The organism is Flintibacter hominis, assembly GCF_014287965.1.
GTDB lineage: Bacteria > Bacillota > Clostridia > Oscillospirales > Oscillospiraceae > Lawsonibacter > Lawsonibacter aceti.
In genome coordinates, this window is record NZ_JACOPO010000001.1 from 91,392 (window position 1) to 117,718 (window position 26,327).

At 58.1% G+C, this 26,327-nt stretch carries 26 protein-coding genes and 1 tRNA gene; 13 read left to right on the forward strand and 14 right to left on the reverse strand.

All coding sequences use genetic code 11. From position 1 onward, the window contains the following. Window positions 1-547: 547 nt before the first annotated feature. The 6 genes from H8S11_RS00475 to H8S11_RS00500 all read left to right on the forward strand — a co-directional run bounded on the left by H8S11_RS00475 (window position 548) and on the right by H8S11_RS00500 (window position 5,505). On the forward strand, window positions 548-862 hold the full coding sequence (locus H8S11_RS00475; protein ID WP_147573180.1) for a YerC/YecD family TrpR-related protein: 315 nt from the start codon (window positions 548-550) through the stop codon (window positions 860-862). Between the two features lie 24 nt (window positions 863-886). Next, window positions 887-2,629 carry an indolepyruvate ferredoxin oxidoreductase subunit alpha gene (gene iorA / locus H8S11_RS00480; protein WP_186851822.1) on the forward strand — a complete coding sequence of 581 codons (1,743 nt, stop codon included), beginning with the start codon at window positions 887-889 and terminating at the stop codon, window positions 2,627-2,629. A 3-nt stretch (window positions 2,630-2,632) separates the two neighbouring features. Continuing rightward, window positions 2,633-3,205, forward strand: coding sequence for an indolepyruvate oxidoreductase subunit beta (locus H8S11_RS00485; protein WP_147573184.1), 573 nt, complete (start codon window positions 2,633-2,635; stop codon window positions 3,203-3,205). Further along, window positions 3,205-3,570 (forward strand): fluoride efflux transporter CrcB, encoded by a 366-nt coding sequence (gene crcB, locus H8S11_RS00490; RefSeq protein WP_366460439.1) that lies wholly within the window; start codon window positions 3,205-3,207, stop codon window positions 3,568-3,570. The genes H8S11_RS00485 and crcB overlap by 1 nt, the downstream gene beginning before the upstream one ends. Window positions 3,571-3,748: 178 nt before the next feature. Further along, window positions 3,749-5,050, forward strand: coding sequence for a phenylacetate--CoA ligase family protein (locus H8S11_RS00495; RefSeq protein WP_147573188.1), 1,302 nt, complete (start codon window positions 3,749-3,751; stop codon window positions 5,048-5,050). A gap of 20 nt (window positions 5,051-5,070) precedes the next feature. After that, window positions 5,071-5,505 (forward strand): ACT domain-containing protein, encoded by a 435-nt coding sequence (locus H8S11_RS00500; RefSeq protein WP_147573189.1) that lies wholly within the window; start codon window positions 5,071-5,073, stop codon window positions 5,503-5,505. A gap of 119 nt (window positions 5,506-5,624) precedes the next feature. On the opposite strand, the gene H8S11_RS00505 is transcribed toward H8S11_RS00500, so the two are convergent. Together H8S11_RS00505 and H8S11_RS00510 are read right to left on the reverse strand one after the other, a co-directional pair. Further along, window positions 5,625-6,047: a GNAT family N-acetyltransferase gene (locus H8S11_RS00505; RefSeq protein ID WP_147573191.1), complete on the reverse strand. Its 423-nt coding sequence runs from the start codon at window positions 6,045-6,047 to the stop codon at window positions 5,625-5,627. Between the two features lie 211 nt (window positions 6,048-6,258). After that, on the reverse strand, window positions 6,259-6,984 hold the full coding sequence (locus tag H8S11_RS00510; protein ID WP_186851823.1) for a TraX family protein: 726 nt from the start codon (window positions 6,982-6,984) through the stop codon (window positions 6,259-6,261). 207 nt (window positions 6,985-7,191) lie between these two features. On the opposite strand from H8S11_RS00510, the gene H8S11_RS00515 reads away from it, so the two are divergent. Both H8S11_RS00515 and H8S11_RS00520 read left to right on the forward strand, forming a co-directional pair. Next, complete coding sequence (locus H8S11_RS00515) at window positions 7,192-7,545, forward strand: BlaI/MecI/CopY family transcriptional regulator (RefSeq protein ID WP_240288437.1); 354 nt, start codon at window positions 7,192-7,194, stop codon at window positions 7,543-7,545. A gap of 4 nt (window positions 7,546-7,549) precedes the next feature. Then, window positions 7,550-8,890, forward strand: a complete 1,341-nt coding sequence (locus tag H8S11_RS00520; protein WP_186851824.1) for a M56 family metallopeptidase — start codon at window positions 7,550-7,552, stop codon at window positions 8,888-8,890. A 19-nt stretch (window positions 8,891-8,909) separates the two neighbouring features. Here the strand turns inward: H8S11_RS00520 and H8S11_RS00525 are convergent, their stop codons facing one another. From H8S11_RS00525 to H8S11_RS00560, 8 genes are all read right to left on the reverse strand, one after another. Beyond that, window positions 8,910-9,356, reverse strand: coding sequence for an SseB family protein (locus tag H8S11_RS00525; protein ID WP_186851825.1), 447 nt, complete (start codon window positions 9,354-9,356; stop codon window positions 8,910-8,912). Between the two features lie 34 nt (window positions 9,357-9,390). Next, on the reverse strand, window positions 9,391-10,236 hold the full coding sequence (locus tag H8S11_RS00530) for an amidohydrolase family protein (protein ID WP_186851826.1): 846 nt from the start codon (window positions 10,234-10,236) through the stop codon (window positions 9,391-9,393). A gap of 120 nt (window positions 10,237-10,356) precedes the next feature. Next, window positions 10,357-11,901, reverse strand: a complete 1,545-nt coding sequence (locus H8S11_RS00535) for a sodium:solute symporter family protein (protein ID WP_147573201.1) — start codon at window positions 11,899-11,901, stop codon at window positions 10,357-10,359. 251 nt (window positions 11,902-12,152) lie between these two features. Then, window positions 12,153-13,268 (reverse strand): SLC13 family permease, encoded by a 1,116-nt coding sequence (locus tag H8S11_RS00540; protein WP_366460443.1) that lies wholly within the window; start codon window positions 13,266-13,268, stop codon window positions 12,153-12,155. 162 nt (window positions 13,269-13,430) lie between these two features. Continuing rightward, on the reverse strand, window positions 13,431-14,783 hold the full coding sequence (locus H8S11_RS00545; protein WP_186851828.1) for an MATE family efflux transporter: 1,353 nt from the start codon (window positions 14,781-14,783) through the stop codon (window positions 13,431-13,433). A 1-nt stretch (window position 14,784) separates the two neighbouring features. Further along, window positions 14,785-15,219 (reverse strand): MarR family winged helix-turn-helix transcriptional regulator, encoded by a 435-nt coding sequence (locus tag H8S11_RS00550; protein ID WP_147573206.1) that lies wholly within the window; start codon window positions 15,217-15,219, stop codon window positions 14,785-14,787. A 171-nt stretch (window positions 15,220-15,390) separates the two neighbouring features. Beyond that, window positions 15,391-16,821, reverse strand: coding sequence for a pyruvate kinase (gene pyk, locus H8S11_RS00555; RefSeq protein WP_186851829.1), 1,431 nt, complete (start codon window positions 16,819-16,821; stop codon window positions 15,391-15,393). A 213-nt stretch (window positions 16,822-17,034) separates the two neighbouring features. Then, window positions 17,035-18,216 (reverse strand): pyridoxal phosphate-dependent aminotransferase, encoded by a 1,182-nt coding sequence (locus H8S11_RS00560; RefSeq protein ID WP_147573210.1) that lies wholly within the window; start codon window positions 18,214-18,216, stop codon window positions 17,035-17,037. 15 nt (window positions 18,217-18,231) lie between these two features. Here H8S11_RS00560 and H8S11_RS00565 point away from each other — a divergent pair, with 15 nt between their 5' ends. The 4 genes from H8S11_RS00565 (at window position 18,232) to H8S11_RS00580 (ending at window position 20,788) form a co-directional block, all read left to right on the forward strand. Then, window positions 18,232-18,408, forward strand: coding sequence for a hypothetical protein (locus tag H8S11_RS00565; RefSeq protein WP_186851830.1), 177 nt, complete (start codon window positions 18,232-18,234; stop codon window positions 18,406-18,408). Window positions 18,409-18,445: 37 nt separating this feature from the next. Further along, the gene (locus H8S11_RS00570) at window positions 18,446-19,207 is read left to right on the forward strand and encodes a phosphoenolpyruvate-utilizing N-terminal domain-containing protein (protein ID WP_186851831.1); all 762 of its coding nucleotides are present in this window, start codon (window positions 18,446-18,448) and stop codon (window positions 19,205-19,207) included. Window positions 19,208-19,232: 25 nt separating this feature from the next. Continuing rightward, on the forward strand, window positions 19,233-19,880 hold the full coding sequence (locus tag H8S11_RS00575; RefSeq protein WP_186851832.1) for a DUF1847 domain-containing protein: 648 nt from the start codon (window positions 19,233-19,235) through the stop codon (window positions 19,878-19,880). A gap of 95 nt (window positions 19,881-19,975) precedes the next feature. Next, entirely contained in the window at window positions 19,976-20,788 is an 813-nt protein-coding gene (locus H8S11_RS00580; protein WP_186851833.1) for a TraX family protein, read from the forward strand. A 137-nt stretch (window positions 20,789-20,925) separates the two neighbouring features. On the opposite strand, the gene buk is transcribed toward H8S11_RS00580, so the two are convergent. Both buk and H8S11_RS00590 read right to left on the reverse strand, forming a co-directional pair. Beyond that, the gene (gene buk / locus H8S11_RS00585) at window positions 20,926-22,014 is read right to left on the reverse strand and encodes a butyrate kinase (protein WP_186851834.1); all 1,089 of its coding nucleotides are present in this window, start codon (window positions 22,012-22,014) and stop codon (window positions 20,926-20,928) included. Between the two features lie 12 nt (window positions 22,015-22,026). After that, window positions 22,027-22,926: a bifunctional enoyl-CoA hydratase/phosphate acetyltransferase gene (locus tag H8S11_RS00590; protein WP_186851835.1), complete on the reverse strand. Its 900-nt coding sequence runs from the start codon at window positions 22,924-22,926 to the stop codon at window positions 22,027-22,029. A 128-nt stretch (window positions 22,927-23,054) separates the two neighbouring features. On the opposite strand from H8S11_RS00590, the gene H8S11_RS00595 reads away from it, so the two are divergent. Next, window positions 23,055-23,129, forward strand: a tRNA-Thr gene (locus H8S11_RS00595). Window positions 23,130-23,428: 299 nt separating this feature from the next. Here the strand turns inward: H8S11_RS00595 and metG are convergent. Beyond that, complete coding sequence (gene metG / locus H8S11_RS00600; protein WP_186851836.1) at window positions 23,429-25,399, reverse strand: methionine--tRNA ligase; 1,971 nt, start codon at window positions 25,397-25,399, stop codon at window positions 23,429-23,431. Between the two features lie 26 nt (window positions 25,400-25,425). After that, the gene (locus tag H8S11_RS00605) at window positions 25,426-26,295 is read right to left on the reverse strand and encodes a hypothetical protein (RefSeq protein ID WP_186851837.1); all 870 of its coding nucleotides are present in this window, start codon (window positions 26,293-26,295) and stop codon (window positions 25,426-25,428) included. Between the last annotated feature and the right edge of the window lie 32 nt (window positions 26,296-26,327).

Sequence of the window (26,327 nt, forward strand, 5' to 3'; positions counted from 1 at the left end):
GGGATGGAGGCGAGGCTGTAATTGATAAAAGCGGCATTAGGTAGGCAGTCCTGTCCAGCCCCTGTACCCGGAAGTAAACAGGGAAAGTCGTTCAAAGAACAAAAATGGACTTGACAAATGATGCCAGAGGTGTATAATGCGAACCAATAAAGTGTGGACGGAAACAAAGTAGGGCGCGGGTCCGGCTGTACAGAGAGTTCCCGGTAGGTGTGAGGGGCACAGCTTCGCGTTTGAAATTTCATTTCCTGAGCTGTCCGAGGAAAGGCTTTGGGCTGAGTAGAGCGGATCGGGTCCTCCCGTTACAGAGGCTGGGTGTTGTTGGACACCCGATAAGACTGTCCCTATGGGGACGGTGAACAGAGGTGGTACCACGGGAGACGTTTCCCCGTCCTCTAGCGGCTTGGGCTGCTAGGGGGTTTTTTGTTTTTTAGTAGAATTTGGCCCCGTAAAAAGAGAAAGGCTCATTTACTTTTTTGCTTTTGTGTGCTACACTTTACACAAGTAAATTCTCCTGGAGGAGAAGAAACTTGGAAAAGGAGCGAAGACAATGGCGAAAGGGGAAAAGAAAGGCCGAAGCCTGGCCCTGTACGAAACTATTTTGAAGCTGAAGGATCTAGACGAGTGCTGCCGGTTTTTTGACGACCTGTGCACCCCGACCGAGCTGCGCAGCCTGGAGCAGCGGTTCGATGTGGCGGTCTACTTGCAGCAGGGGTTGGTCTATTTGGACATTCTGGAGAAAACCGGGGCCTCCAGTGCCACCATTAGCCGGGTCCGCCGGTCCATGCTGGACAACGGCGCCGGCGGTATTATGCGGGAGGTTATTCAGCGGGAAACTCTTCACAACAGGGGAAGCGACGAATAAATATTAGGAAAGCAGGGAAGAAACATGAAACAACTGATGCTGGGTAATGCCGCCGTTGCCCGTGGGCTTTATGAGGCCGGGTGCTGCGTGATCTCCAGCTACCCCGGTACCCCCAGTACTGAAATTACCGAGGAGGCCGCCAAGTTCGACGATATCTACTGTGAGTGGGCCCCCAACGAGAAAGTGGCTATGGAGGTGGCCTTCGGCGCCAGCCTGGCTGGGAAGCGGGCCTTCTGTGGCATGAAACATGTGGGGTTGAATGTGGCCGCTGACCCTCTATTTACTATGAGCTATACCGGCGTGAACGGCGGTATGGTTATCGGCGTGGCTGACGACGCGGGGATGCATTCCTCTCAAAATGAGCAGGATTCCCGCCGCCACGCCATTGCCGCCAAGGTGCCTATGCTGGAGCCCTCCGACTCCGCCGAAGCCCTGGCCTTCACCAGGCTGGCCTTTGCGCTGTCCGAGGAGTTCGACACCCCGGTGCTGCTGAAAATGTGTACCCGGGTGGCCCACTCCCAGTCTCTGGTGGAGTTGTCCGACCGGGAGGAGAGGCAGACCGTCCCCTATGAGAAGAACATCGCCAAATATGTGATGATGCCGGGCAACGCCATCCGCCGCCACCCCGCAGTGGAGGAGCGCACCGGCCGGCTGCGGGAGTGGGCGGAGACTGCTCCCATCAATCGGGTGGAGATGGGCGGTACCGGCCTGGGCATCATTACCTCCTCCACCAGCTACCAGTATGTGAAGGAGGTCTTTGGGGACAGCGTGTCCGTGCTGAAGCTGGGTATGGCCAACCCCCTGCCCGTCAGGCTGATCCGGGACTTCGCCGCCAAGGTGGACAAGCTGGTGGTGGTAGAGGAGCTGGACCCCATCATTGAGGAGCACTGCCGCACCCTGGGCCTGGAGGTGTCCGGCAAGGATGTACTGCCTATGGAGGGGGAGTTCTCCCAGAACCTGGTGGCCGCCCGGCTGGGCGGGACCGTACATAGCGGGAAGGCTCTGGACGACGCCATTCCGCCCCGGCCTCCGGTCATGTGCGCCGGCTGCCCCCACCGCGGGCTGTTCTACACCTTGAACAAAAACAAGTGCACCGTCCTTGGGGATATCGGCTGCTATACTCTGGGAGCGGTGGCCCCCCTGTCCGCCATGGATATGACTTTGTGTATGGGGGCCTCCATCTCCGCCATCCACGGCTTCAACAAGGCCCTGGGCACGGAGAGTGAGGGCAGGACGGTGGCCGTCATCGGCGATTCCACCTTTATGCACTCTGGAATGACCGGATTAGCTAACATCGCCTATAACCAGTCCAATTCTACCGTCATTATCCTGGATAACTCCATCACCGGCATGACTGGCCACCAGCAGAATCCCACTACCGGCTACAACATCAAGGGCGACCCCGCCGGCAAGATCGACCTGGAGGCCCTGTGCCGGGCCATGGGCTTCAACCGGGTGCGGGTGGTGGACCCCTATGACCTGAAGGCCACCGACCAAGCAGTGAAGGAGGAGCTGGCCGCGGACGAGCCCTCCGTCATCATCAGCCGCCGGCCCTGCGCCCTGCTGAAATACGTTAAGCACAAGGCGCCGCTGAAGGTAAACACAGACAAGTGCATTGGCTGCAAAAGCTGTATGAAGATCGGCTGCCCCGCCATCTCCATGAAGGAGGGCAAGGCCCATGTGGACAACACGCTGTGCGTGGGCTGCGGCGTTTGTGAGCAGCTCTGCCCCGTGGGGGCCTTCGAGAGCACCGGCAAGGAGGGTTAAGGCATGGAAACCAAGAATATTATGATCGTGGGCGTAGGGGGACAGGGCTCCCTGTTAGCCAGCAAGCTGCTGGGCCACCTGCTGATGGAGCAGGGCTATGACGTGAAGGTGTCCGAGGTCCACGGCATGTCCCAGCGGGGCGGAAGCGTGGTCACCTATGTGCGCTACGGGGAAAAGGTGTGCTCCCCCGTCATTGACAAGGGAGAAGCGGACTATATCGTGTCCTTCGAGCTGCTGGAGGCCGCCCGCTGGCTGGCCTACCTGAAGCCAGATGGACAGATTGTCACCTCTACCCAGCAGATCGATCCTATGCCCGTCATCACCGGCGCGGCCCAGTACCCCGAAAATTTGGTGGAGAAGATGAAGGCCGCCGGCGCCAAGGTGGACGCCCTTGACTGCTTGGCTTTGGCCGAGGAAGCTGGCTCCTCCAAGGCGGTGAACATCGTCCTGATGGGCCGCCTGTCCCACTACTTCGAACTGCCCGAGGAGGCGTGGCACAAGTCCCTGGAGGCCATGGTGCCCCCAAAGTTCCTGGAACTGAATAAGAGAGCGTTTGAGCTGGGGAAGAACGCCTGATGGGGTTGGGCGGTTTAATGGTTGCCGCGGGCGGCGCCTTGGGTGCCGCTGGCCGCTATGGGATAAGCCTGCTGCCATGGCGGGGGGAGTTCCCCCTGCTCACCCTGTGTACTAACTTCCTGGGGGCTCTGGCCATCGGCTTTGTCGTCGGACTGGCCGGGCCGCGCCGCCTTTCCCCCGGCTGGACTCTGTTCTGGAAGACTGGGGTGTGCGGCGGCTTTACCACCTTCTCTACTTTTTCTCTGGAGAGCTTCACCCTGCTGGAGCGGGGAAAGTGGCTTCTGTGCGGGGGATATATGTTTCTAAGCGTGGCGCTGTGCCTGCTGGGAGTGGCCCTGGGGCAGAGGTTGAGCGGGGATGCCTGAATCGGCCCTGTATGTCAGGAACAAAAGGGCGGCGATTGCCGCCGCCCTTCTATTTTTCCATATTTTTTGATATGCCGCCCAATTTGTCCTGGAAGATTTGTCAGGATTGGGCCTTTCTGAACGCAAGAATCAAAAGAAGCTGGAAAGCACGAGAGAAAACTGGAAAGGACTGATACCCATGGAGAGATATTACCAGCCAGAGATCGAAACCGCGTCCCAGGAGCAGATCCGCGCTTGGCAGGACGAGCGCCTGGTCAAGCAGGTGAAACACGTCTGGGACAACGTGCCTTACTACCGCAAGAAGATGGAGGAGAAGGGGCTGACTCCTGACGACATCAAGGGTGTGGATGACCTGCATAAGCTGCCCTTTGTCACCAAGGCCGACCTGCGGGAGGCATATCCCTACGGACTAGTGGCCAAACCCCTGAAGGACTGCGTGCGTATCCAGTCCACCTCTGGCACCACTGGCAAGCGGGTGGTGGCTTTCTACACCCAGCACGATATCGACCTGTGGGAGGACTGCTGTGCACGGGCCATCGTGGCCGCCGGCGGCACCAACGAGGACGTGTGCCAGGTGTCCTACGGCTACGGCCTGTTTACTGGCGGACCCGGACTCAACGGCGGCAGCCACAAGGTTGGCTGTCTGACCATCCCCACCTCCTCCGGCAATACGGAGCGGCAGATCATGTTTATCCGGGACTTAAACGCCACCATTCTGTGCTGCACCCCCTCCTACGCGGCTTACCTGGGCGAGTCTATGAAAGAGATGGGCCTGACCCCCGACCAGATTCCCCTGAAGGCGGGCATCTTTGGGGCCGAGGCGTGGAGCGAGGAGATGCGCCAAGACATCCAGAATACACTGGGTATTAAAGCCTATGATATATACGGCTTGACGGAGCTGTCCGGCCCCGGTGTGGCCTTCGAGTGCTCCGCCCAGTCTGGGATGCATATTAATGAGGATCACTTTATCGCGGAGATCATCGACCCGGACACCGGCGAGGTGCTGCCCGAGGGCAGCCAGGGCGAGCTAGTATTTACCTCCATTACCAAGGAGGCGTTCCCCCTGCTGCGCTACCGTACCCGGGACATCTGCGTGCTCAGTCATGAGCCTTGCCCCTGCGGCCGCACTCATGTGAAGATGACGAAGCCCCGCGGCCGCACCGACGATATGCTTATCATCCGGGGTGTCAATGTGTTCCCCTCCCAGATCGAGACCGTGCTCCTCAACCATGGCTACCCCGCAAACTACCAGATCATCGTGGACCGAGTGAAGTCCACCGATACTCTGGACGTTCAGGTGGAGATGACCCCCGAGATGTTCACCGACAATCTGGGCGAGATCAGCCGCCGCCAGAAGGAACTGGTGGATGGGCTGCGGTCCATGCTGGGACTGGCCGCCAAGGTCACCCTGGTGGCCCCCAAATCTATCGTCCGTAGCGAGGGCAAGGCGGTGCGCGTCATCGACAAGCGCAAGATCTGAAACTAAAGGAGGAAAGCGGTATGAATATCAAGCAGATCTCCGTCTTTGTGGAAAACAAGCCGGGCGCCCTGTATGCCATGACCGGGGTGCTGGCTCAGAACCAGATCGATATGAGGGCCCTGAATGTGGCCGAGAGCAGCGACTTCGGTGTGGCCCGCGTAATCGTGGATGATGTCTATAAGGCCGCCACGGTACTGAAGGAGGCGGGCTATGTCCACAATATCACCCCTGTGCTGGGGGTAGCCATCCCTGATGTGCCTGGCGGACTGAACAAAGTGCTCCAGGTACTCACCGATGCCAAAGTTAATGTGGAGTATATGTACGCTTTCCTGGGCGGTAAGGATACCACCAACGCCTATATGGTATTCCGGGTGGCCGACAACGAGGCGGCTGCCGCCGCCCTTGCGTCCCGAAGCATCAAGACGGTGGACCAGGAGGAGATGAACAACCTGTAAGGACGGGGTGTCCAAACCTTTCACAACGGCAGAGGCCGCCCATTGGGCGGCCTCTGCCGTTGTGAAAGGAAGGATTTGTCTTCGGGCGGGTCCATAATGATAGAAGATCCATGCTGGCCTTATCGAGTCCACACCATCCGATATTCCATCTCTCCGGTATGCTCATCCAGCCCTTCCCGCTGTATCACGAACCGTTCCCTCTGATAAAAGGCGACCGCTCTGGAATTTTTCTGGTATACGTTTAGCTCCAGTCGGTCTTTGCGGGCCTTTACAAAGTCCAGCAGCCGTTTCCCAACCCCTTGGGATTGTGCCTCCTGGCGGATAAATATTCCCTCTATGTAACTGCCGTTGAGGCCCACGAAGCCCTGTATGGCTCCCTCTCTCTCACAAAGATAGACCTCGGCTTGGGCAAGGGCCTCCGTTACTTCGGACAACTGGCCTTCCCAATATTGGGAAGGAATAAAAGCGTGGGCTGAGAGATTGGTATTGAGCCAGATAGCGGACACAGCGCTGATATCCTCCGTCTGTAAAGCTCTGATCATAATTCGCTCCTAAGAGATGATTTGGGGTGTCTGATACAATTATATCACAAGCGGGGAAGGGCAGCAACGGAACGAGGGGATATAAAATGCTCTCTGTGATTGTGCTGCTGATTGGCATACTGCTGATGGGAGCGGGCCTGTATGACCGGACTGTGTTTTAGAGAAAAAAGCTCCGCTTTGAGTGATTTCAAAGCGGAGCTTTTTTGTAAATTTATACATTTAGTATCACTCTCGCCAGGCCAATGGCTGCCAAATGGGCAGGATAGAAGGCATAGAAAAACCACTTTGGCACCTTGATGCCTGTGTGGGTGGGGAGAAAGATGGGAAAGGCAGACAGGACAGCGAAGATGGTCCAGTTGATGGCGTGTCCGGCGATCTTCACACTGAGGGGGTCCTCCATTTGTCCGCCCCACAGGGCAGGCAGCCAGAAGAGCACATAGACGGCCGCCCCCAGGACGGGTCTGTTTCGGCACAGATAGAAAATGAGCATCAGCACGATGCCGTTGGCCGAGTAATCAAAATTGACAAAGCTAGCCAGCAGGAATAGGGCGAGGAACAGCCACCAACGTCTGGTATGGACTCCCCACAGGGCTAGCAGGCTTACCAGCAGCGTGAAAAAGATGTTCATATTCATCCACTCCGCTTGCCAGTCCCAGGGGTGAAAGGCAAAGATGTAGAAGGGCTGGGAAATCAGGGCGAAGGCCCCCAGCCGCAGGAGGTATTTCCTGATGTCGCGGGTGTACAGCAGACCCACCGTCAGACAGTAGGCGAAGATGGGGAAGGCCAGCCGCCCCGCCCATCGAAAGGCGGGGTACTCCGGAAAAAAGGCGGTACCCACATGGTCAATAACCATGGAAAGAATGGCGATCAGTTTAAGAAAGTCAGTGTCCAGATTCGTTTTCAACTTGGGCATGGCGGAGAGCGGTTTGGTTTCCATACGGGTCCTCCTTGTATAGGCCTTCGTCCGATGCTGCGACAGTATAACACTGTCGCTGGCAAAACGCAAGACGTTTTGCCCTGACAGGACTGGGGACCGTCCGAGAAAGCCCTGCCCCTTTGGAAAAACTTACCTTGACACAGGAGGTTTATTATAGTAAACTTAATTGAGAGAGGTTTATTGTGATAAACTTAAGAAGGTGAGTCTGTGGAAAAACTGTTTGAGGGGGAATACCGCGTGATGGAGGTGCTGTGGGACAGCGGGCCGGTAAGCTCCACCCAACTGGTTTCCCTGTGCGGAGAGCGGTTGGACTGGAACAAGAGCACTACCTACACCGTTCTGCGGCGGCTAAAGAATAAGGGCTTAGTGCGCCACCAGAACACAGTGGTTACCCCTCTGGTTACCCGGGAGGAGGTCATCCGGGCCCAAGGGGAGGAGTTGGTGAGGCGGGCAGGGGGACTGCCCCTGTTTATGACCGCCTTCCTCAGCGGCCGAAAGCTTACCGCCCAGGAGGCGGAGGAGCTGAAGGAGCTGATCGACGAGAAAATGGGGGAGGGATAAAGCCGTGGAGCTTGTGGCGCGGTTCTGCTGGTGCGCCATGCTGCAGATGCTCAATTGGAGTATTTACCTGGGAATGGCCTTGGCCGCCCTTCTGGCCCTGAGACCCATGACCCGGCGGTTCCTGGAGCCCCGGCAACGGGTAGCCCTGTGGGGGGTGGTGTGGCTGTCCTTCTGCTTGCCCCAGTGGATAAACCTGCTTGACTGGGTGCCCCTGCCCTTCACCCTCCGCTCTTTCCTGACTCCCCGGACTTATTGCGACAGCGGCTTTGACCATTTCCCTATGTATTTGCCTGAGATTACTGGGGAGGGGACCTATCACCTTGCCCTGCCTGGGGGCTTTTCCATTCCCATCCAGGTGTCCTGGCAGGGGATGGTGCTTCTGGTGCTGCTGGGAGCGGCCTATTTTGTGGTGATTTTTAGCCTGGCTCGCTGGTCAGACCGGGGAGTCAGGAAACTGGCCAGCCAGGGGAGGGCGCTGGAAACGGAGGACTATGAACGGCTGGGGCTGACCATGGCCGAGGGCCAGAGCATCAAGCTGTGTCCGGACCTGCCCACCAGCTTTGTGCTCCGGCGCAAGGGCGGACATGACATCCTGCTTCAGAGAGAGCTGACCGGCGAGCAGATGAAATTGGTGCTCATCCATGAGCGAGAGCATGTGAAACAACGCCATCCCTGGCTCCAGGGGATTGCTTCTGCGGTCTGGATCCTCAATTTCTGGAATCCCCTGGTGTGGCTGGCCTACCGGGCCTTCCGCTTAGACATGGAGCTGGCTTGTGATCAGGGGGTGCTGGAGCAGCTGGACTTGGAGGGCCGGCGGAGCTATGCCCGGACTCTGGTAGAGCTTGCCAGCGACCGCCCAGTATGGGGTGGGGTTACCTCCTTCGGCGAGTGTGACGCAGCCCTCCGTGTCCGGCAGGCTGCCAACTGGCAGCCCGATTACAGAAGCTCCGGGCCGGGGGCGTCACGGAGCGGGGACAGGAAAACGGTCCTGGGCTGGGCAGCGGCCGCCGCCCTGGCTGCCTTTCTTCTGGCAGGGGGCCCCTACCGTGCCCTGGATGCCGATGTCCTGGATGTGATGGAGCGGTACCAGATCTGGTCCATGATGGCGGAGGAGGCGGACTGGGACGAGGATACAATTTTCTACGCGGCGGAGGATGGGAGCAGTTATATCTCGGTCCGGTTTCAGGATCTGAATGGTACCTGGTGCCACGCCCTGTTCCGGCGGTGGTTTTGGGGGGATACTATCGACTTCCACTTCACACCTGACGGCAGATCGCCGGACCAAGACCAGAGACTGGACTACTGGGTGCTGCTCCCGGGCGGAAAAACAGAGCCCCTGTCATAAGACAGGGGCTCTGTTCTGTTCAATGCCGGTCCTGCTTCCTGACTGCCAGATGTTCCATCATGGCCCGGTCGAAGGACAGGCAGGAGCCAAAGGGGTCCACCACAAAGCCCGCCGCCCGGTTGTCCCGCAGGACCATGGCGGCATAGTCGTCAAAGGTGAGAACCAGGGTTTGCTGGTTTTTGGGGCCGCACAGCTTGCGCAGCTCCTCCCAGCAGGTGAAGGCGGGGAAAAAGGGCTGCCCCTCCTGATTGGGCAGCAGTTGGAACTGGATGGCGGTGCCCTCCCCCAGTGGGGCGCTCTCCTGCTGCTCCGGGGCGGGAGAGATGGTCACCGGGGCCAAAAAACGGGCCTTGGAGATGACGATGTCCAGCACTGCCTCCCGGCTCGCCCGGCTGCCCTGGGCGGCCATATCAGCGACCGCCTGGGCCAGTTCCGGGTTGGTGATAGGTTGTGTGAGATCACTCATGGAAAAGACCTCCTAATCAAAAATATCCGGCGCCTTAGGACAGCCCTAGCAGCCTCTGGGCGTTACCGCCCAGAATGGCCTCCAGGTCCGGCTGACTTAGGGGCAGGGCCCGGAGCTGGGCGATGCCCTCTTCCTGCCCACGCCAGGGGCTGTCGGTGCCGAAGAGTATCCGGTGTGCGCCAAAGGTGTCCACCATGCGCAGAAACTGGGCCTTGGACATTAGATCCAGCTCCTCCGGAGCGAAGTGGCCGTCCCCCCTGTGGGCAATCCGGCCCAGGGCGTAGGCGGTGTCCAGATAGACATGGGTATGGGGCAGCAGCTCCTCCACTTGGTCCCAATTTCTCCACCCACCCATGTGAGCCAGAATGAGCTGGAGGGGGCCTGCCTGTTCCACCGCCCGAAGGACCATCTCTGGGGAGCAGTTTACTTGGCCGGGAAAGCCGATATCCAGTCCGGCGTGGGTCAGCACAATGAGGCCCAGCTCTCCGCACCGGTCCAGGATGCGCAGATAGCGGGGGTCGTCAAAGTCCACCCCCTGGTAGACGGGGTGGACCTTAATGCCCTTCATACCCAGGGCAGCCACCCGTCCCAGTTCCTCCTTCCAGCCGTCGAAGTCCGGGTGCATACAGCCGAAGGAGAGAATGCCATTCCCCTGGCTGTTCAGGCGAGCGGAGGCGTCATTGATGTGGACCACTTGGCGGGGGCTGGTGGCCACGGGGAGGACCAGGGAGAAATCTACTCCAGCGGCGACCATGGAGGCCCGCAGGCCCGCTTCTGTCCCATCGGTAAAGGGGCGGGTGTAGGAAATATCCTGTAATTTTTGAATGGTGGAGGCGGCGATGCGCTCCGGAAAGGTGTGGGTATGGATATCGACGACCATAAAAAACTTCCTTTCGGAAATGAGGATAGAACATACCGTCAGGGCCCACAAAGTGGGCCCTGACAGAGTCGTGTGCTTATTTAGGATACCACAGCGCCCGCCTTTTTGCAAAGAGGGAATTTATTTGTCCCCCAGGGCCTGGCTTTGCCGGACCAGCACCTTCTCGTCATAGCAGGAGAAGGCGTCCTCTACCAGCGCACGGTCCGGCTTGGCGGTGCAAAGGGAGACCAGGGGAACGATCACAAGACCAGCGACCATGCAGAAGGCCCCGGCGTTGATGGGGGACTGAAGGAGGGCGGGAAGGACGGACTTTAGAGGGCTGATGACAGCCAGCATAAAGACGGTGGAAAACAGGAAGCTGGTCCAGCAGGCGGCCTTGGTGGCCCTCTTCCAGTACAGCCCAAAGAGGAAGGGGGCCAGAAAGGCGCCGGCCAGGGCGCCCCAGCTGACGCCCATGAGCTGGGCGATGAAGGTGACGTTGGACCTGTATTGAATGATGGCCAGCACCACGGAGATGGCGATAAACACCACGATGAGGCAGCGCATGACAAAGACCTGGCGCTTCTGGTCCATGTCCTTCCAGACGTGGTCCTTCAGCAGATCCAGAGTCAGCGTAGAGCTGGAGGTGAGCACCAGGGAGGACAGGGTAGACATGGAGGCGGACAGCACCAGGACCACCACCACCGCCAGCAGAACGTCTGGCAGGCCGGACAGCATAGTGGGGATGACGGAGTCATAGCCGTTGGCGGCGATATCGATCTGGCCGCTGAACAGCCGTCCGAAGCCCCCCAGGAAGTAGCAGCCCCCGGCCACGATGACGGCAAAGAGGGTGGAGATGACCGTGCCGGTGTCGATGGCCTTCTCGCTCTTGATGGCGTAGAATTTCTGGACCATCTGGGGCAGTCCCCAGGTGCCGAGGGAGGTGAGGACCACCACGCCCAGCAGGTTCAGGGGGTCGGGGCCGAAGAAGGAGGCAAAGACGCCGGGGGCGGCGGACACCTCCGGGTCGCTCACCTGGGCCAGCCCCTCCAGGGCAGCCAGAAAGCCCCCCTGGCTGTTCAGGACGGCGGCAATCACCGCCACGATGCCGAAGATCATGATGATGCCCTGGATAAAGTCGTTGATGGCGGTAGCCATATAGCCCCCGGCGATGACATACACTCCAGTGAGCACTGCCATGACTACCACACACACGGAGTAGTCGATGTCAAAGGCCATGCCGAACAGCCTGGACAGGCCGTTGTACAGACTGGCGGTGTAGGGGATAAGGAAGATGAAGATAATGACTGAGGCGGCGACCTTCAGGGACCTGGAGCCAAACCGCTTGCCAAAAAATTCGGGCATGGTGGCGGAGTCCAGGTGCTGGGTCATGATGCGAGTCCGGCGGCCCAGCACGACCCAGGCCAACAGAGAGCCCAGGATAGCGTTGCCGATGCCCGCCCAGGTGGCGGCAATACCGTACTTCCACCCAAACTGCCCGGCGTATCCCACAAAGACTACGGCGGAGAAGTAGGAGGTGCCGTAGGCGAAGGCGGTGAGCCATGGTCCGACAGACCGCCCACCCAGCACAAAGCCGCTGACATCGGTGGCGTGTTTCCGGCAATACAGACCGATGCCCACCATGACGGCGAAGAACACCAGCAACATACCCAGCTTGATACCCATTTTGAACCAGTCCTCTCATCAAACACATTTGGTTTATTGGTTTGATGCGTTAAAGTTTAACGCACAAAAGCGATAAAGTCAAGAGAGAATTTGATTGTTTGGGCAAAAAGTTTTTCCAAGCTGGGATGCTCCCGATCAGAAGGGGCCGGGAAACAGGGCGATGAAGGGGGCTGCGGGGACTGGGTGGGAAGGCGGCAGATTTGCAAGTGGATGATTGAAGGGACGCTCCCGATACTGGGAACGTCCCTTTGTCACAAGGCCAGGAGGAGATAGCCACTCAGCAGTATTGTCAGAAAAACCAAATTGGCCGCGGTGAACCACAACAGGTATTTTCCCTTTTTGTAGGGAGAGCGGCGGACCACCTGCTTATAGGAAATCAAACTGGCCATAGAGGCGATCAGCGTACCCAGTCCTCCCAGATTAGTGCCAACCAGTAGTGCGGTCCCGTTGTCTGTAAAACCAGACAGCAGCAGGGCGGCGGGCACATTACTGAGCGCCTGGCTAGCCAGGACGGCGCATACCGCCTCATGGTGAGCGAGGACGGCCCGGAAAAAGTCATGGCAGGCGGGCAGGCGGCTTAGGTTGCCCACAAAGAGAAAGAAGCCTACAAAGGTGGCCAGCAGGGACCAGTCCACCCGGACCAGCACACGGCGGTCTACCAGGGCAGTGAGCAGGGCCACCAGTACGCATAACAGCGCCACAGGCAGGGCTTTCGCCACCGCGGCCAGACAGAGGACAAAGAGGATGAGGTAAAAGCCCAGACGCCTGCCTTCGGAAATCGCGGGAGGTGTCAGCTTGGGTAGGGACAGGGGGGTGGAGCGGCGGCACAGAAGGAACAGTAGAATCAGCAGACCGGAGGCGGCGGTGAGGGGGAGCATGGACCGGAAAAACTCCCCAAGGCTCATCTGATAGTGGGAGTAGAGGTACAGGTTTTGGGGATTGCCGATGGGGGTAGCCATACTGCCTAGATTGGCGGCGATGGTCTGCATGGCCACCACAGGGATCAGGCGCTCCTCCTCTCCGGCTAGCTCTAGTACCTCCATTGCGAAGGGAACAAAGGTGATAAGGGCCACATCGTTGGTCACCGCCATGCTGAAAAAGAAGGGCAGGAAGATGAGCGCACCCTCCAACTGTCTGGTCGTGGCCGTCCGCTCCAGCAGATGCTCACCCAGACGGCGGAACAGACCCAGCCCCTGGAGCCCTGCCATCACCGCCATCAAAGAAAAGAGCAGCCCCAGGGTGCCGCCGTCGATATAATCCAGATAGGCCCGGTCCGGGGGGACCAGAAAGGCTGTGGCAGCCGCCAGCAGCCAGGCGATGGACAGCACCGTTTCCCGCCGTAAAAATACTATGAGCTTTTGCAACACACATCTCTCCATTCGGGAGGATATGTTAGCACAGACAGGGGGAAAAATCAAAGAAAATATTTTTGTGGGGGAGAGGCTGGAGGATATCGAATTACCATATGTCAGCACTTTGGAGGGTAGAGAAATAGGAAAGCCCCCAAGCCAAAATGGCTTGGAGGCTTGTTAAGCCGTCCGGGACAGAAGCTTTTCCTGCCGGAGGACACGGAGAAGAAAGAGAAGGGAGAGAATGGCGGTGAGTACTCCGGTAGAGGTGGAGATGAGCCACACCCCATCCAGCCCCAGGGCGCCGGGCAGTACAAGCAGGGACAGGAGGGGGAAGACAAGAGTCCGGCTGAACGCCAGGACCAGGGAAAGCCCCGGTCGATTCAGGGCGGTAAAGAAGGAGCTGAGGCAGGTGCTCACCCACCCAAGGAGATAGGACAAGGAGAAGAGCTCCATGGCCCGCAGGGTCATGTCCAGCAGAGCTGAGTCCTCCTCCTTGAGGAACAGGGGGATGACCTGTTCGCCTCCGAGCTGCATCCAGACCAGCACAGCCAGGGAGATAGCCGCCGCCGCCGTCAGGACTCGCTTCTCCAGGGCGAACATACGGGTACGGCTGCCGGCACCATAGTTATAGCTGATGGCGGGCTGCATGGAGTCGGCCATGCCGAAAAGGAGGGCGCCGACGATGCTGTCCACATACATCACGATGGAAAAGGCGCTTACCGCCGGGGTGCCGGCCAGATGGAGCAGTACACTGTTGAGGATGACCATGAGCACCGAGCCGGCGATGCTGGAGAAGAATTCTGAGCTGCCATTTGCCAGCAGGGCAGCCAGCTGATGGAGAGGTACCCGGCCCCGGACAAAGCGTAGGGGCAGTTTTTTTCGTAGGAAGGGGAGCAGGCCAAGGACTGTGCCCAGGGCCATCCCAATGCAGGAAGCCAGGGCCGCCCCGGCCACTCCCCAACGGAAGACAATAAGGAATAGAGCGTCCAGTACAATGTTCACAAGGGAGGTGAACACATTGATTCCCATGCTGTACCGGACCCGGCCGCAGATGCGCAGATAGTTGTCCAATGCGAAAAAGAGCATGATAAAGGGGGCCAGCAGAGCATAGACCCGCAGGTAATCCACTGCCATAGCGGTGACCTGACGCTCCGCGCCCATGAGTGCCACTGCGGGCCCGGCCAAGAAGAAACCCGCCGCTCCGATTAGAAGAGAGAGCAGAAGGATGAGCTTGGAGCAGAAGCTGAAAATACGGCTGGCCTCCTCGGACTTCTGCTCCCCCAGGCGAATCGCGATCTGGACCGAAGAGCCCACGGCTACCAAATCGATCAGGGCAAAGCTGATTAAAAGCAGGGGCATGACTAGGTTAACGGCGGCCAGGGCGTCGGCCCCAACATAGCGGCCCACAAAGATGCCGTCCACTACCGTATAGAGCGAAGTGACCGCCATGCTGACCATACTGGGCAGAGCACATCGGAAAAAGAGCCGGGTAGGGGAAAGGGTGATAAAAATACGTTCTTGCTGTGTCATATTAAAGATCCTTTTGATACTCCTTGCTGAATATGTCTAAAATCGCGCAGAACAGGTCAATTTCATCCTGGGAGTAGGCGGCCTCCACCTGACGAGCCGCACGCTCCAGCGGACGGTCATAGGCTTTTAGCGCCAAGGCGGCCGGCCCGGTAACTGACAAGTAGCTGACACGCCGATCCTCCTCGCTCCGGGTTTTGGTTACCAGGCCCAGCTTGACCAGTTCCCCGACTTTGATGGTGGCTGCCGCGCGAGAGATGTGCAGGGTGTCTGCCAAGGTGGTGACAGTGCACACGCCCAGGGCCTGCTGATAGGAGATGACATCCAAATACATGATGCTGTTATAGGACAACTCACCTCCTCCAGTCTTGTTTACTTGGCGCAGGTCACTGACGGTAGAGTCATAATAAAATCTGCACAGACTGTCACGCAGGTCCATAAAACAGGCGCCTCCTAAATAGTTAACCAAATTTAATTAAATTTGCTTAATCAATATAACAGAAGATTATAATGTTGTCAAGTAGGAGAAAGAAGGATGCTAAGAAGTAAAAAATCCGTCCAAGCACAGCTTGGACGGATCAGATGTACGAAAGGGAAAGGAAAGATATGCTCAGAGATCCTCCCCGCTGATGACTTGGGCTTTAATCAGGTTGGTGGAGCCGCTCTTGCCCAGGGGGACCCCAGCGGTAATCACGACCGTGTCCCCAGCCTGGACCAGCCGTTCCTTCAGAGCCACCTCGGCGGACAGAGAGAAGATGCGGTCGGTGGAGTTGACCTCTCCGGTGAGGAAGGGGATGACACCCCAGCAGATGTTCAGCTGGCGGCGCACCTTCTCATGCATGGTCAAGGCGGCCACGGGGCAGGAGGGGCGGAACCGACAGATCATCCGGGCGGTACGGCCGGAGTTGGTGGCCGCCAGGATGGCCTTGGCGTCCAAGTCCTTGGCGGTCAAACAGCAGGTGTGAGTGATGGCGTCGTTAATGTTGCTGGCCGGGACCACCCTCTGCTTTTGGAAGTGGCGCCAGTAGTCAATGGAGGCCTCCGCCTCCTCCACAATGCCTGTCATAGCTGTGAGGGCCTCCACCGGATATTTGCCCCCAGCAGTCTCGCCGGACAGCATGACGCAGCTTGTGCCGTCAAATACGGCGTTGGCCACGTCGGACACCTCTGCCCGGGTGGGCCGGGGGTTGCGCATCATGGAATCCAGCATCTGGGTGGCGGTGATGACAGGCTTGCCTGCCTGAAGGCCCTTGCGGATGATTTTCTTCTGAAGGATGGGTACCTTGGCGGCGGGGATCTCTACGCCCAGATCGCCCCGGGCCACCATAATGCCGTCGGCGGCGGCCAGGATCTCGTCGATGTTGTCTACGCCCTCCTGGTTCTCGATCTTGGCGATGATCTTCACACTTTCCCCGCCACAGTCCTGAAGGACCTGGCGGACCGCCTCAACATCGCTGGCCTGACGGACAAAGGAGGCAGCGATAAAGTCAAAGTCATTCTCCACCCCGAATCGGATGTCTGCCACATCCTTCTCGGTCAGGGCGGGCAGATGGATATGGACGCCGGGGATATTGATGGACTTATTGGCGGATAAAGTACCACCGTTCTCCACTGTGCAGACGATGTCCTCACCCCGGATCTCATCCACCCGGATGGCCACTAGGCCGTCGTCAATGAGGATCTCCTGGCCGGGGGCCACCTCCTGGTGGAGCTTGGGATAGCTGACAGAAACATGCGTCTGGTCCCCCACCTCCTCCCGTGTGGTCAGAGTGAAGGTATCCCCCGCCTCCAGGGAAATGGACTTGGTGTCGAAGTTGCGGATGCGGATCTCCGGCCCTTTGGTGTCCAAAATTGTGGCCACCGGGCGGCCCATAGCGTCACGGACAGCCTTGAGCAGACTAAGCCGCTCCAGGTGCTCCGGGTGGCTGCCGTGGGAGAAGTTGAACCGGGCCGCGTCCATTCCGGAGCGGATCAGGGTGCGAATCATATCCTCGCTGTCCACCGCGGGGCCCAGGGTGCAGATGATCTTTGTTTTTCTCATATTGATTTCCTCCTGTGGGAATCAAACTGTTCAGACTTCGTACATCCCTATCATACAGGAAAAGAGGGGCTTTGAACAGGGGGCAATTCCATGAAATTATGTCCTCTCCAAGACCAAAAATCCGACAAATGGGAGGGGGGCTATCCGAATGGTGAACGGACGCAGAAGGTATGAAAAGACCCCCTCCCGCTTAGGCGGAAGGGGGCAGTCATTTTATAGGTAGGAGTCAGCCAGAGCCTTGAATTTCGGCAGGGCCCGCTGGATCATCTCGGTCTGGACACAGTAGGCGATGCGCACATGGCCGGGGGCGCCGAAGCCGGAGCCGGGGACCAGCAGCAGGTCGAACTTCTTGGCCCGCTCGCTGAAAGCCAGATCATCGGGCTCCAGGGACCGGGGGAAGAGGTAGAAAGCGCCGCCGGGCTGGGCTACATGGTACCCCATCTCCCGCAGGGAGGAGGTGAGCAGCCGGCAGTTCTCCTCGTACACCTTCAAATCAGAGGTCATATCGCAGCACAGAGAGGTCACCTGCTGGAACAGGCTGGGAGCGTTCACATAGCCCAGGGAGCGGCCCGCCCCGGCCACGGCGGCGTAGACCTCGGCAGAGTCGGTGATGTCACCGGGGACCAGCACATAGCCCAGCCGTTCGCCGGGGAGGGACAGGGACTTGGAGAAGGAGTAGCACACGATGGTGTCCCGGTAGATGTGAGGGACCCAGGGGACCTCGAAGCCCTGGAATACAATTTCACGATAGGGCTCGTCAGAGATGAGGTAGATGGGGTGTCCGTACTCCTGACTCTTGGCGGTGAGGACGGCGGCCAGCCGCTCCAGGGTGTCCTTGGAGTAGACTACGCCGGAGGGATTGTTGGGGGTGTTGACCACCACGCCCTTGGTGTGGGGGCCGACAGCCTTTTCAAAGGCCTCAAAGTCAATCTGGAAGTGGTCGATCTCCGGGGGAATGAGTACCATTTTGGCCCCCGCGCCTTCAATGAATACCTTATATTCGGGGAAATAGGGGGCAAATACGATAAACTCGTCCTCGGGGCAGGTCAGTCCGCCGAAGACACAGCAGAGAGAGGCGGCCGCCCCTACGGTGATATAGAGCTGGTCGGCGGTGTAGCTGGCCCCAAAACGGCGGTTCAGGGAGTCGGCGAATCGCTGGCGGGCCTGTGCGTCGCCCTGGGCGCTGGTGTAGCAGTGGATCAGTTCGGGCTGTTCCCGCAGAATGCGGATGGCGGTCTCGTTGACCGCGTCGGGGGCGGGAACGCTGGGATTGCCCAGCGAGAAATCAAAGACGTTTTCAGGGCCGACAACAGCGGCCCGCTGCTTGCCGTACTCAAACAGCTCACGGATCACAGACCGGGCGGTGCCCAGTCCAAGCATACGTTCAGAAACCACGGGGATGACCTCCTTATGAAAAATCGGGAAAAAAGAACAGGAACGGACCTGCTTGTCCATTATACCACGGCAATTTATCAGCGTAAAGCGGCAATTTTGAGTCAGAGGGAAGAAAAAGGGGGGAAGTTCGATGACAAGAGGGGCAAAATCAGCCACGCCTCGCCTTTACAAACGGAGAATGGGGGGCTATAATCAAAGAAATACCAGTGGAGAACGGGGAGGTGAGGGTATGCTGGAGTTGGCTGGAAGATCCATCGCGGAGCAGATCGCTATTGGACAGTTGCACTTTTACCGGCGTGAGCCCCCTGTGTTAGCCCCCCGCTCTCAACGCGGCCCCCAAGAGGAGCTGGAGCGATTCCAACAAGGACAGAGGCAGGCCGTACTGCAGTTGGCTGCCCTCTACGACCGTGCCTTTGCCGAGGTGGGGGAGGAAACAGCCTCTATTTTTGCCATCCACGCTATGCTGCTGGAGGATGAGGACCTTGTCCGAACCATCACGGACATGATACAAAGGGAGGGGGCCACGGCAGAATATGCTGTCAAGGCGGCGGGGGATGCTCTGGCCGCCGCCTTTGGAGCGATGGACAGCCCCTATATGCGGGCCAGATCGGTGGATATGCGGGACATCTCCCGCAGAATGCTCCGGGCGCTGCTGGGTCGCCGGCCAAAGGCACCCTTGACCCGGCCGGGGACCATCCTGGTCTGTGAGGAGTTTTTCCCCAGCGAGGTGATGGAGTTGGACCGCCGCTGGCTGGTGGGACTGGCGGCTATGCGGGGCAATGTGGACAGCCATACCGCTCACCTGCTGCGGGCCTATCACATCCCAGGCATGATTGAGCTGGACTTGTCCCCGGACCTGGAGTGGGAGGGACAGATCGGCCTGATGGACGGATTTGACAACAAGCTGTATTTGGATCCGGACCGGGAATTGATGGAGAAACTCCGCCTGAGGTATCAGGAGCGGGGCTGCCCCGTGGGCTGCGGGACATAGAAAGAAAAGAAAGGGGAGCGTACACATGGAGCGGGAGAGGAAGCGGAGGTTGAGCTGTACGGACTGCGGCCTGTACAACTGTCGAAACCGGGGGGAACAGTACCCGGAATTCTGTTTGACCACCGGATGTGTGGAGGCGGGGGAAACCGCTGAGTTGGACCAGATTTATGGCGGCGACACCATAGACGGGAAAATGGCTCGGGCTGCCGCCCAAATCGAGGGGCGGTATTACTGTACCAAGACCCGTGTAGAAGAAACCGTCCTGTTTATCAAGGAGATCGGGGCCAAAAAGGTGGGGATCGCCACTTGTTTTGGACTGATTAACGAAGCTAAGATCTTTGCCAAAATCTTGCAGAAAAACGGAATTGAATATGTCAGTGTGGTGTGTAAGGTAGGGGGAGAGGACAAGGCGAATATGGGGCTAGCCCCTGAGGACACCATCTGCAAGGGGGCCCATCCGGAGACCATGTGCAACCCCATCCTCCAGGCACGGGTGCTCAACCGGGAAAAAACGGATCTGAATATCGCTATCGGCTTGTGTGTAGGCCATGACGCCCTGTTCAGCAAGTATTCTGACGCGCCGGTGACTACCCTCATCGCTAAGGACAGGGTGCTGGGCCATAACCCGGTGGCCGCTCTGTACAGCGGGTACTATAAAAAACTTTATGAGTGAATCGATCCAGGGATGCCATGGGATGATTTGAGGAACCAGACTTGAAGGTGCTATTTGAAAGAATAAACGGTGGCGCGGACTGCCTGGATAGACGTTTGGAGCAAGTACAGTTCCTGACAGGAAATTCCTTGAAAATGATCGCTGTTATGGCGATGGTTATTGACCACACCTGCAAAATCGTCCTTCAGTGGCTCTTATCAAATTACTGGGGCGTAATGGTGGATACCGGGAAACTATCCTGGGAGCAGTTTGAGAAAATTGATTATTTCATTCGATTTGATCTGCAGAGCATAGGTACAATTGCGTTTCCGCTGTTTTGCTTTTTGCTGGCAGAGGGTTTCCAACATACTAGAAACAAGAAGCGATATATCGGGTTAATGCTTGTATTTGCGCTAATCTCCGAAATACCTTTTGATATAGGATTTTTTAGCAGATATTCGCTTATGGAGGGTACATTTCCGTTTTATTTAAAATATCAAAATGTATTTTTCACTTTGTTTTTAGGCTTATTGACATTAGCGTGTCTCGAAAGATGCTCGTGCAAATCACAGGTGCGCACTGATAAAATTAAGTCAGTGGTTTTGCAAGTTGTCAGTGTGGCGCTTTTTTCTGTAATTGCTGAACTGATACGCTGTGATTACGGGATACAGGGGATCCTGTTCATATCCGCGTTCTACGTCTGCCGCAGCCATCGGGTCTATCAAGTGCTGCTGTTCCTTCTGGCATATATGGGGGCGACTGGAAATCAGCCGACTATGTGCATCCTTTTTGCCTGTCTGCTCATTTTACTCTATAACGGCAGGCGGGGGAAACTGAAATTGAAGCGCTTTTTTTACGTATTCTATCCGCTGCACATTACGATTTTGTACCTATTCCGATTGCTCTTGGAAAAGTCGATGATAACCTGATCGCGCGATTTTGATTTGCCGGGGCACTGGCCCCCTGAAAAAACCTGTGCTGCGCATAACAAAGTCCTCCGTATGAATTCGATCATGCGGGGGACTCAGTTTGTTAAGCGATAATTCTGTAAGAGCGCAGACTATTGTTATCGAATCGGCATAGGGCAGACGGGGCAGAAAGTATGCACCTGTTCCTGGCCGTTGAGGATACGCAGAGCGCCCAGGGCCAGGGCCTCCATCTCGTTTTCTCCGGGGATGACCACCACCCGACACAGGTTGTGGAGATAGTCGATAACCATGCTGGTGAGCTTTTTGGAGTTGGCCAGCCCCCCGGTGAGGATGACCGCGTCGATCAGCTCATGGAAGCAGCCCAGCATGATTCCAACGCCCTTGGCGATCTGGAGGGCTTGGGCCTGGTAGACCAGGGCCGCCCACTCATCCCCATCCTCGATACGGCGCTCCACCTCCCGGCAGTCATGGGTGCCCAGCAGGGCGGACATCCCACCCTCCCCCCGAAGCTTTTTCAGCATCTGGGCCTTGGTGTACTTGCCCGAGTAGCACAGATCCACCACATACAGCATATTCAAACTGCCCGCCCGGTCCGGGGAAAAGGGGCCGGCGTCGTCGGACACAGAGTCGATGATGCGCCCGTGGCTGTGTGCGGAAATGGAAATTCCACCCCCCAAATGGGCCACGACCAAATTCATATCCTCGTATTTCCGGCCCATGGCCTGGGCGTATTTGTGGCTGGTGGCTCTGGCGTTGAGGACGTGGCAGAAGCTGGTGCGGGTGACCTCCTTAAAGCCAGTGACACGGGCCTCCGGGGGCAGCTCATCACTGGTGACCGCGTCGTAGATATAGGCGGGGATGCGCAGCGGTCCAGCAAATTCCCGGGCCATCAATCCACCCAGGTTGGAGGCGTGGTCAAACACTGTGTGGTGGAGCAGGCAGTCGGTCAAGTTGTCATCCACCACATAGCCGCCGGCCACGATATTAGGAATGATGCCGCCCCGCCCTACCACAGCGGAAAGCTGCGTCAGGTCAAAGCCCTCCTGGGCCAGCCAGCTTCGGACCAGGGCCACCCGGTAGTCTAACTGGTCGTTGAGGGCAGGATAGGGGGACAGGTCCTGGTTGGTGTGCCCGATGCTTTTGAGCATCAACGGGTGCTCATCCTCGTAGACAGCGGCCTTGGTGCTGGTGGAGCCTGGGTTGAGGACTAAGATCTTGTGGGACATGTCAGCTTCCTCCTAATCCATGGCGGCGCAGAGCAGGATAGAGTAATATTTCTCCTCCGGCGTGGCCCCACGGGAATTGATGGTGATAGGGACCGCCGCTCCCAGCACGACTCCGGCCATCTGGCCGCCGGCCAAGCCATATAGGGCTTTGCCCAGTACGTTGCCCACGGCGATAGCGGGGACCAGCAGAATGTCCGCGTCCCCGGCCACCGGGCTGTGGTAGCCCTTCACCAGAGCCGCCTCGCGGTCGGTGGCCAGGTCCAGAGAGATGGGCCCTTCCACGATACAGGGACCGAATTCCCCCCGCTCTCCCGCTTCTTTTAGTGACAGGGCGTCCCCGGTTTCAGGCATAGCGGGATTCACCGTTTCCACAGCGCACAAGGCGGCGGCCTTGGGCCGTTCATAGCCCAGGAAGCGGCAGAAGTCCACCGCGTTTTTCAGGATATGGCCTTTCTGCTCCAGATTGGGGGCTACTACCATACCGCCGTCGGTGATGAATAGCAGCTTGTGGTAGCGGGGCACATCCAAAATAGCCACATGGGACATGACCTGGCTGGCCCGAATGCCTGTTTCCCGGTGGACCACCGCCTTGAGCAGAGTGCCGGTCTGAAGCATCCCCTTGATGAGGATATCCCCCTTTCCCTCCCGGATAAGAGCGACAGAGCGGGCAGCGCACTCCAGATCATCCTGGGCGTCTACGATCTGTTCTGGAGAGAGCTCCTCCCCCAGACTGCGGGCAATGGATCGGATCTCGTTCCGTCGGCCTACCAAGATGGGGCGGATCAGCCCGTCTCGGCGGGCGGAAAAGACTGCCTGTAAGGTGTGTTCGTCATGGGCCGCGGCTACCACCGCCTCCCTGGGGGAGAGATGTTGCAGCCGGCTCTTCAGAGCTGAAAAACTCGAGATGACCATGGGCGTCCTCTTTTCTGTCAGTTTGTCGCACCTATTCTAACATTCCAGAGAAAAAAAGTATAGGGCAAATTTGCTGTCCTTCCCCTTGACGGATGGGACCGGAATCGGTATAATATCATTTGTTATCCGCTAGTGTGGCTCAGGGGTAGAGCAGCTCACTCGTAATGAGCAGGCCGTGGGTTCGATTCCCACCACTAGCTCCACGTCGGAGCAAAGTCCGCTTTGCTCCGACGTCTTTTTATGCCTGGGGCAAAAAAGACGTCATCCGCCCGCTTCCCTGCTCCTCCTTTTCAACTGCGGCCCGCTCCGCTGGGCACACAGTTGGTGGGCCGCACTGTGGGCGGCATTTTTCGCCATGAAGAAATATCGATTTTGACCGTCCCTGCCAGCTCGTCGCAAGCGATATGTCGCTTGCGACGAGCTTTTTCATTGTAAAGAAAGGCACGACTTACGTCGTGCCTTTCTGAAAAAATAGGAAGTTTTCGATCATCAGCCCATGCACTCAGCACATCTTGGCGCCAGCGGGGATCTTGTCGTCCAGCATAAGCAGATTCAGGACCTCAGCGCCCTTCTCAGTGTGGACGGCGGAGATGAGCATACCGTTGGACTCCAGGCCCATCATTTTCCGGGGCGGCAGGTTGACGATAGCCATGAGGGTCTTGCCTACCAGGTCCTCCGGCTTGTACCATTTGGCGATGCCGGACAGGATCTGACGGTCGGTACCGGTGCCGTCGTCCAGGGTGAATTTCAGCAGCTTCTCGCTCTTCTTCACATTCTCACAGGCCTTGACCTTGACTGCTCGGAAGTCAGACTTACAGAAGGTGTCAAAGTCCACCTTGGCCTCCAGCTGGGGCTCTATTTCCAGGTCCGGGAGAGCGGACTTCCGGGCGGCTTCAGCCGCCGCCTCCAACTGGGCCAGGGCCTTCTCTGTGTCTACACGGGGGAACAGGTTGTCCCCACGCTGGACGGTGACATCCCTCCGCAGGGAGCCATAGACGGCGGCGCTGTCCCAGGTGCGGCACTCCTGGCAGGCGCCGATTTGGTCCAGTACCTTTCCAGCGGAGCCGGGGATAAAGGGGGTCAGCAGGATACCGGATACCCGCAGTACCTCCAGCAGGTTATACATGACCCGTGCCAGACGGGGACCGTTGGCCTCCATGTCCTTGGCCAGCACCCAGGGGGCGTTCTCGTCGATATACTTGTTGGCCCGGCCGATGACCTTAAAGATTTCCGCCAGGGCGTTCTGGAAGGCGTAGTGCTCCATCTGCTCCTCATACTTGGCGCGCAGGGAGGAGATGAGCTCAACCATCTCCCTGTCCATCTCCCCGTCTTCCGACTGATCTTCGGGCAGGGTGCCACCGAAATACTTGCCTACCATGGACACGGTTCGGGAGAGGAGGTTGCCCAGGTCGTTGGCCAGGTCCACATTGATAGTCTGAATCAGCGCTTCGTTGGAGAAGTTGCCGTCAGAGCCGAAGGGGAAGGTGCGCAGCAGGAAGAACCGCAGGGCATCCACCCCGAACATCTCAGCCAGGATATAGGGGTCCACCACGTTACCCTTGCTCTTGGACATCTTGCCGCCGTCCAGCAGCAGCCAGCCGTGGCCAAAGACTTTCTTGGGCAGAGGCATCTCCATACTCATAAGCATGGCAGGCCAAATGATGGAGTGGAAGCGGACGATCTCCTTACCAACAAAGTGAACGTCGGCGGGCCAGAACTTTTCATAGTCGTGGTACTTGTCGTTGAACAGGCCCAGAGCGGTGGTGTAGTTGAACAGGGCGTCCACCCACACATAGACCACGTGACCGGGGTCGAAGTCCACGGGCACGCCCCAGGTAAAGGAGGTCCGGGATACGCACAGGTCCTCCAGACCGGGCTTTATAAAGTTGTTCACCATCTCGTTGACCCGGCTGCGGGGCTCCAGAAAATCGGTGTCCTCCAGCAGATGCTGGATGCGGTCGGCGTACTTGGAGAGTTTGAAAAAGTAGGCTTCCTCCTCCGCGTCCTGGACGTCTCGCCCGCAGTCGGGGCACTTGCCATCTACCAGTTGGGATTCGGTCCAGAAGGACTCGCAAGGCTTACAGTACTTGCCTATATACTTACCCTTGTAGATGTCGCCCTTTTCATACATCTTTTTAAAGATCTTTTGAATGGCGGATACGTGATAATCGTCGGTGGTGCGGATGAAACGGTCGTTGCTGATGTTCATCAGCTTCCACAGATCCTTGACTCCCTTGGGACCCTCCACGATGCCGTCTACGAACTCCTTGGGAGTAACGCCGGCCTCCTTGGCCTTGTCCTCGATTTTCTGGCCGTGTTCATCTGTACCTGTGAGGAACAGGACCTCATAGCCGGTCAGCCGCTTATAGCGGGCCATGGCGTCGGTGGCTACGGTGCAGTAGGTGTGGCCGATGTGCAGCTTATCGCTGGGATAGTAGATGGGTGTGGTGATATAAAAACGCTTTTTATCCATGGTAAAGCAGCCTCCAATTTATCATGTTATTCCTCGTCCGGGATGGAGCTCTCCTCGCGTTCAGCCCCTGAGGGCATTCGCCCTCCGGCAGGAAAGGGATGGTTGGACAGTAGTGCATATCCATAGCCCAGCAGAGAGAGGAGAAAGGCAGTGGTTAGAGCTAGCTGGAACCAGCTGGGGCCGTCAGCCAGAGAGATCACCCCCAATGAAATACCCAGCAGAGCGCAAAAGGTGAGCAGTTGAGGGTGGGAGCGGCCAAAGAAGAAACCGGCAGCGAAGTAGTGGCACAGCATCATCAGAATGGTAGCTGCTAGGGAGAAGCCGTACCGCATGGCGACGGGGTCGGTACCGTGGAGCAGGTGGGTGGCAAAGAGCCAGCACAGCCCAGTGTAGCCTGGGAGGACGGAGAGCAGGGCGGTCAGCCGGTCCAGCTGGCCCCGATAGGCGGCCCGTCCGACCAGCAGCAGGGCGGCTCCGGAGCCAAAGGTGAGCAGGACCGTCAACAGCAGGACGGGCAGCAGGGCGGCGGGATAGGCGGACAGGTAGGCGTCCCGGCTGATGCGGAAGAGTTGGAACTGGTCCATCCACTCCAGCAGGCCCAGCAGGCCGGCCCCTAAAAAACAGAAGCCGGAGGCGGCCATCAGTCCCATAAAACCGGGAGAGGGACAGAAAAAGGCGTCCAGGAATCCCTCCGGCCTCCTTTTTCCACGGCAGAGGACAAGAAAGGCCAGGACCAGGAGAGCCGTCAGGGCGAGCAGGGCAAAGGTGGCCGGCGCCCCGTGGAGATAGAGTTGAGTCTGGGCGTCATAGGCGGACAGCCACTGCCAGCGGCGCAGTCCAAAGCCCGCCAGGCCGCCCCCCAGGGCCAGACCCGGCAGGATGATTTCTTTTCGCATTGTATTGTGTGCCTCCTTAAACGGAGAAAGAA

Bases quoted from the DNA above. Each gene is read 5' to 3' on its own strand.
- iorA (WP_186851822.1), top strand. From the start codon at position 887: ATGAAACAACTGATGCTGGGTAATGCCGCCGTTGCCCGTGGGCTTTAT.
- H8S11_RS00565 (WP_186851830.1), top strand. From the start codon at position 18,232: ATGAAAAATCGGGAAAAAAGAACAGGAACGGACCTGCTTGTCCATTAT.
- H8S11_RS00590 (WP_186851835.1), bottom strand. From the start codon at position 22,926: ATGGTCATCTCGAGTTTTTCAGCTCTGAAGAGCCGGCTGCAACATCTC.
- H8S11_RS00505 (WP_147573191.1), bottom strand. From the start codon at position 6,047: ATGATCAGAGCTTTACAGACGGAGGATATCAGCGCTGTGTCCGCTATC.
- H8S11_RS00575 (WP_186851832.1), top strand. From the start codon at position 19,233: ATGGAGCGGGAGAGGAAGCGGAGGTTGAGCTGTACGGACTGCGGCCTG.
- buk (WP_186851834.1), bottom strand. From the start codon at position 22,014: ATGTCCCACAAGATCTTAGTCCTCAACCCAGGCTCCACCAGCACCAAG.
- H8S11_RS00485 (WP_147573184.1), top strand. From the start codon at position 2,633: ATGGAAACCAAGAATATTATGATCGTGGGCGTAGGGGGACAGGGCTCC.
- H8S11_RS00605 (WP_186851837.1), bottom strand. From the start codon at position 26,295: ATGCGAAAAGAAATCATCCTGCCGGGTCTGGCCCTGGGGGGCGGCCTG.
- H8S11_RS00570 (WP_186851831.1), top strand. From the start codon at position 18,446: ATGCTGGAGTTGGCTGGAAGATCCATCGCGGAGCAGATCGCTATTGGA.
- H8S11_RS00525 (WP_186851825.1), bottom strand. From the start codon at position 9,356: ATGAGTGATCTCACACAACCTATCACCAACCCGGAACTGGCCCAGGCG.
- H8S11_RS00535 (WP_147573201.1), bottom strand. From the start codon at position 11,901: ATGGGTATCAAGCTGGGTATGTTGCTGGTGTTCTTCGCCGTCATGGTG.
- H8S11_RS00500 (WP_147573189.1), top strand. From the start codon at position 5,071: ATGAATATCAAGCAGATCTCCGTCTTTGTGGAAAACAAGCCGGGCGCC.
- H8S11_RS00475 (WP_147573180.1), top strand. From the start codon at position 548: ATGGCGAAAGGGGAAAAGAAAGGCCGAAGCCTGGCCCTGTACGAAACT.
- H8S11_RS00495 (WP_147573188.1), top strand. From the start codon at position 3,749: ATGGAGAGATATTACCAGCCAGAGATCGAAACCGCGTCCCAGGAGCAG.
- pyk (WP_186851829.1), bottom strand. From the start codon at position 16,821: ATGAGAAAAACAAAGATCATCTGCACCCTGGGCCCCGCGGTGGACAGC.
- metG (WP_186851836.1), bottom strand. From the start codon at position 25,399: ATGGATAAAAAGCGTTTTTATATCACCACACCCATCTACTATCCCAGC.
- H8S11_RS00530 (WP_186851826.1), bottom strand. From the start codon at position 10,236: ATGGTCGTCGATATCCATACCCACACCTTTCCGGAGCGCATCGCCGCC.
- H8S11_RS00545 (WP_186851828.1), bottom strand. From the start codon at position 14,783: ATGACACAGCAAGAACGTATTTTTATCACCCTTTCCCCTACCCGGCTC.
- crcB (WP_366460439.1), top strand. From the start codon at position 3,205: ATGGGGTTGGGCGGTTTAATGGTTGCCGCGGGCGGCGCCTTGGGTGCC.
- H8S11_RS00510 (WP_186851823.1), bottom strand. From the start codon at position 6,984: ATGGAAACCAAACCGCTCTCCGCCATGCCCAAGTTGAAAACGAATCTG.
- H8S11_RS00550 (WP_147573206.1), bottom strand. From the start codon at position 15,219: ATGGACCTGCGTGACAGTCTGTGCAGATTTTATTATGACTCTACCGTC.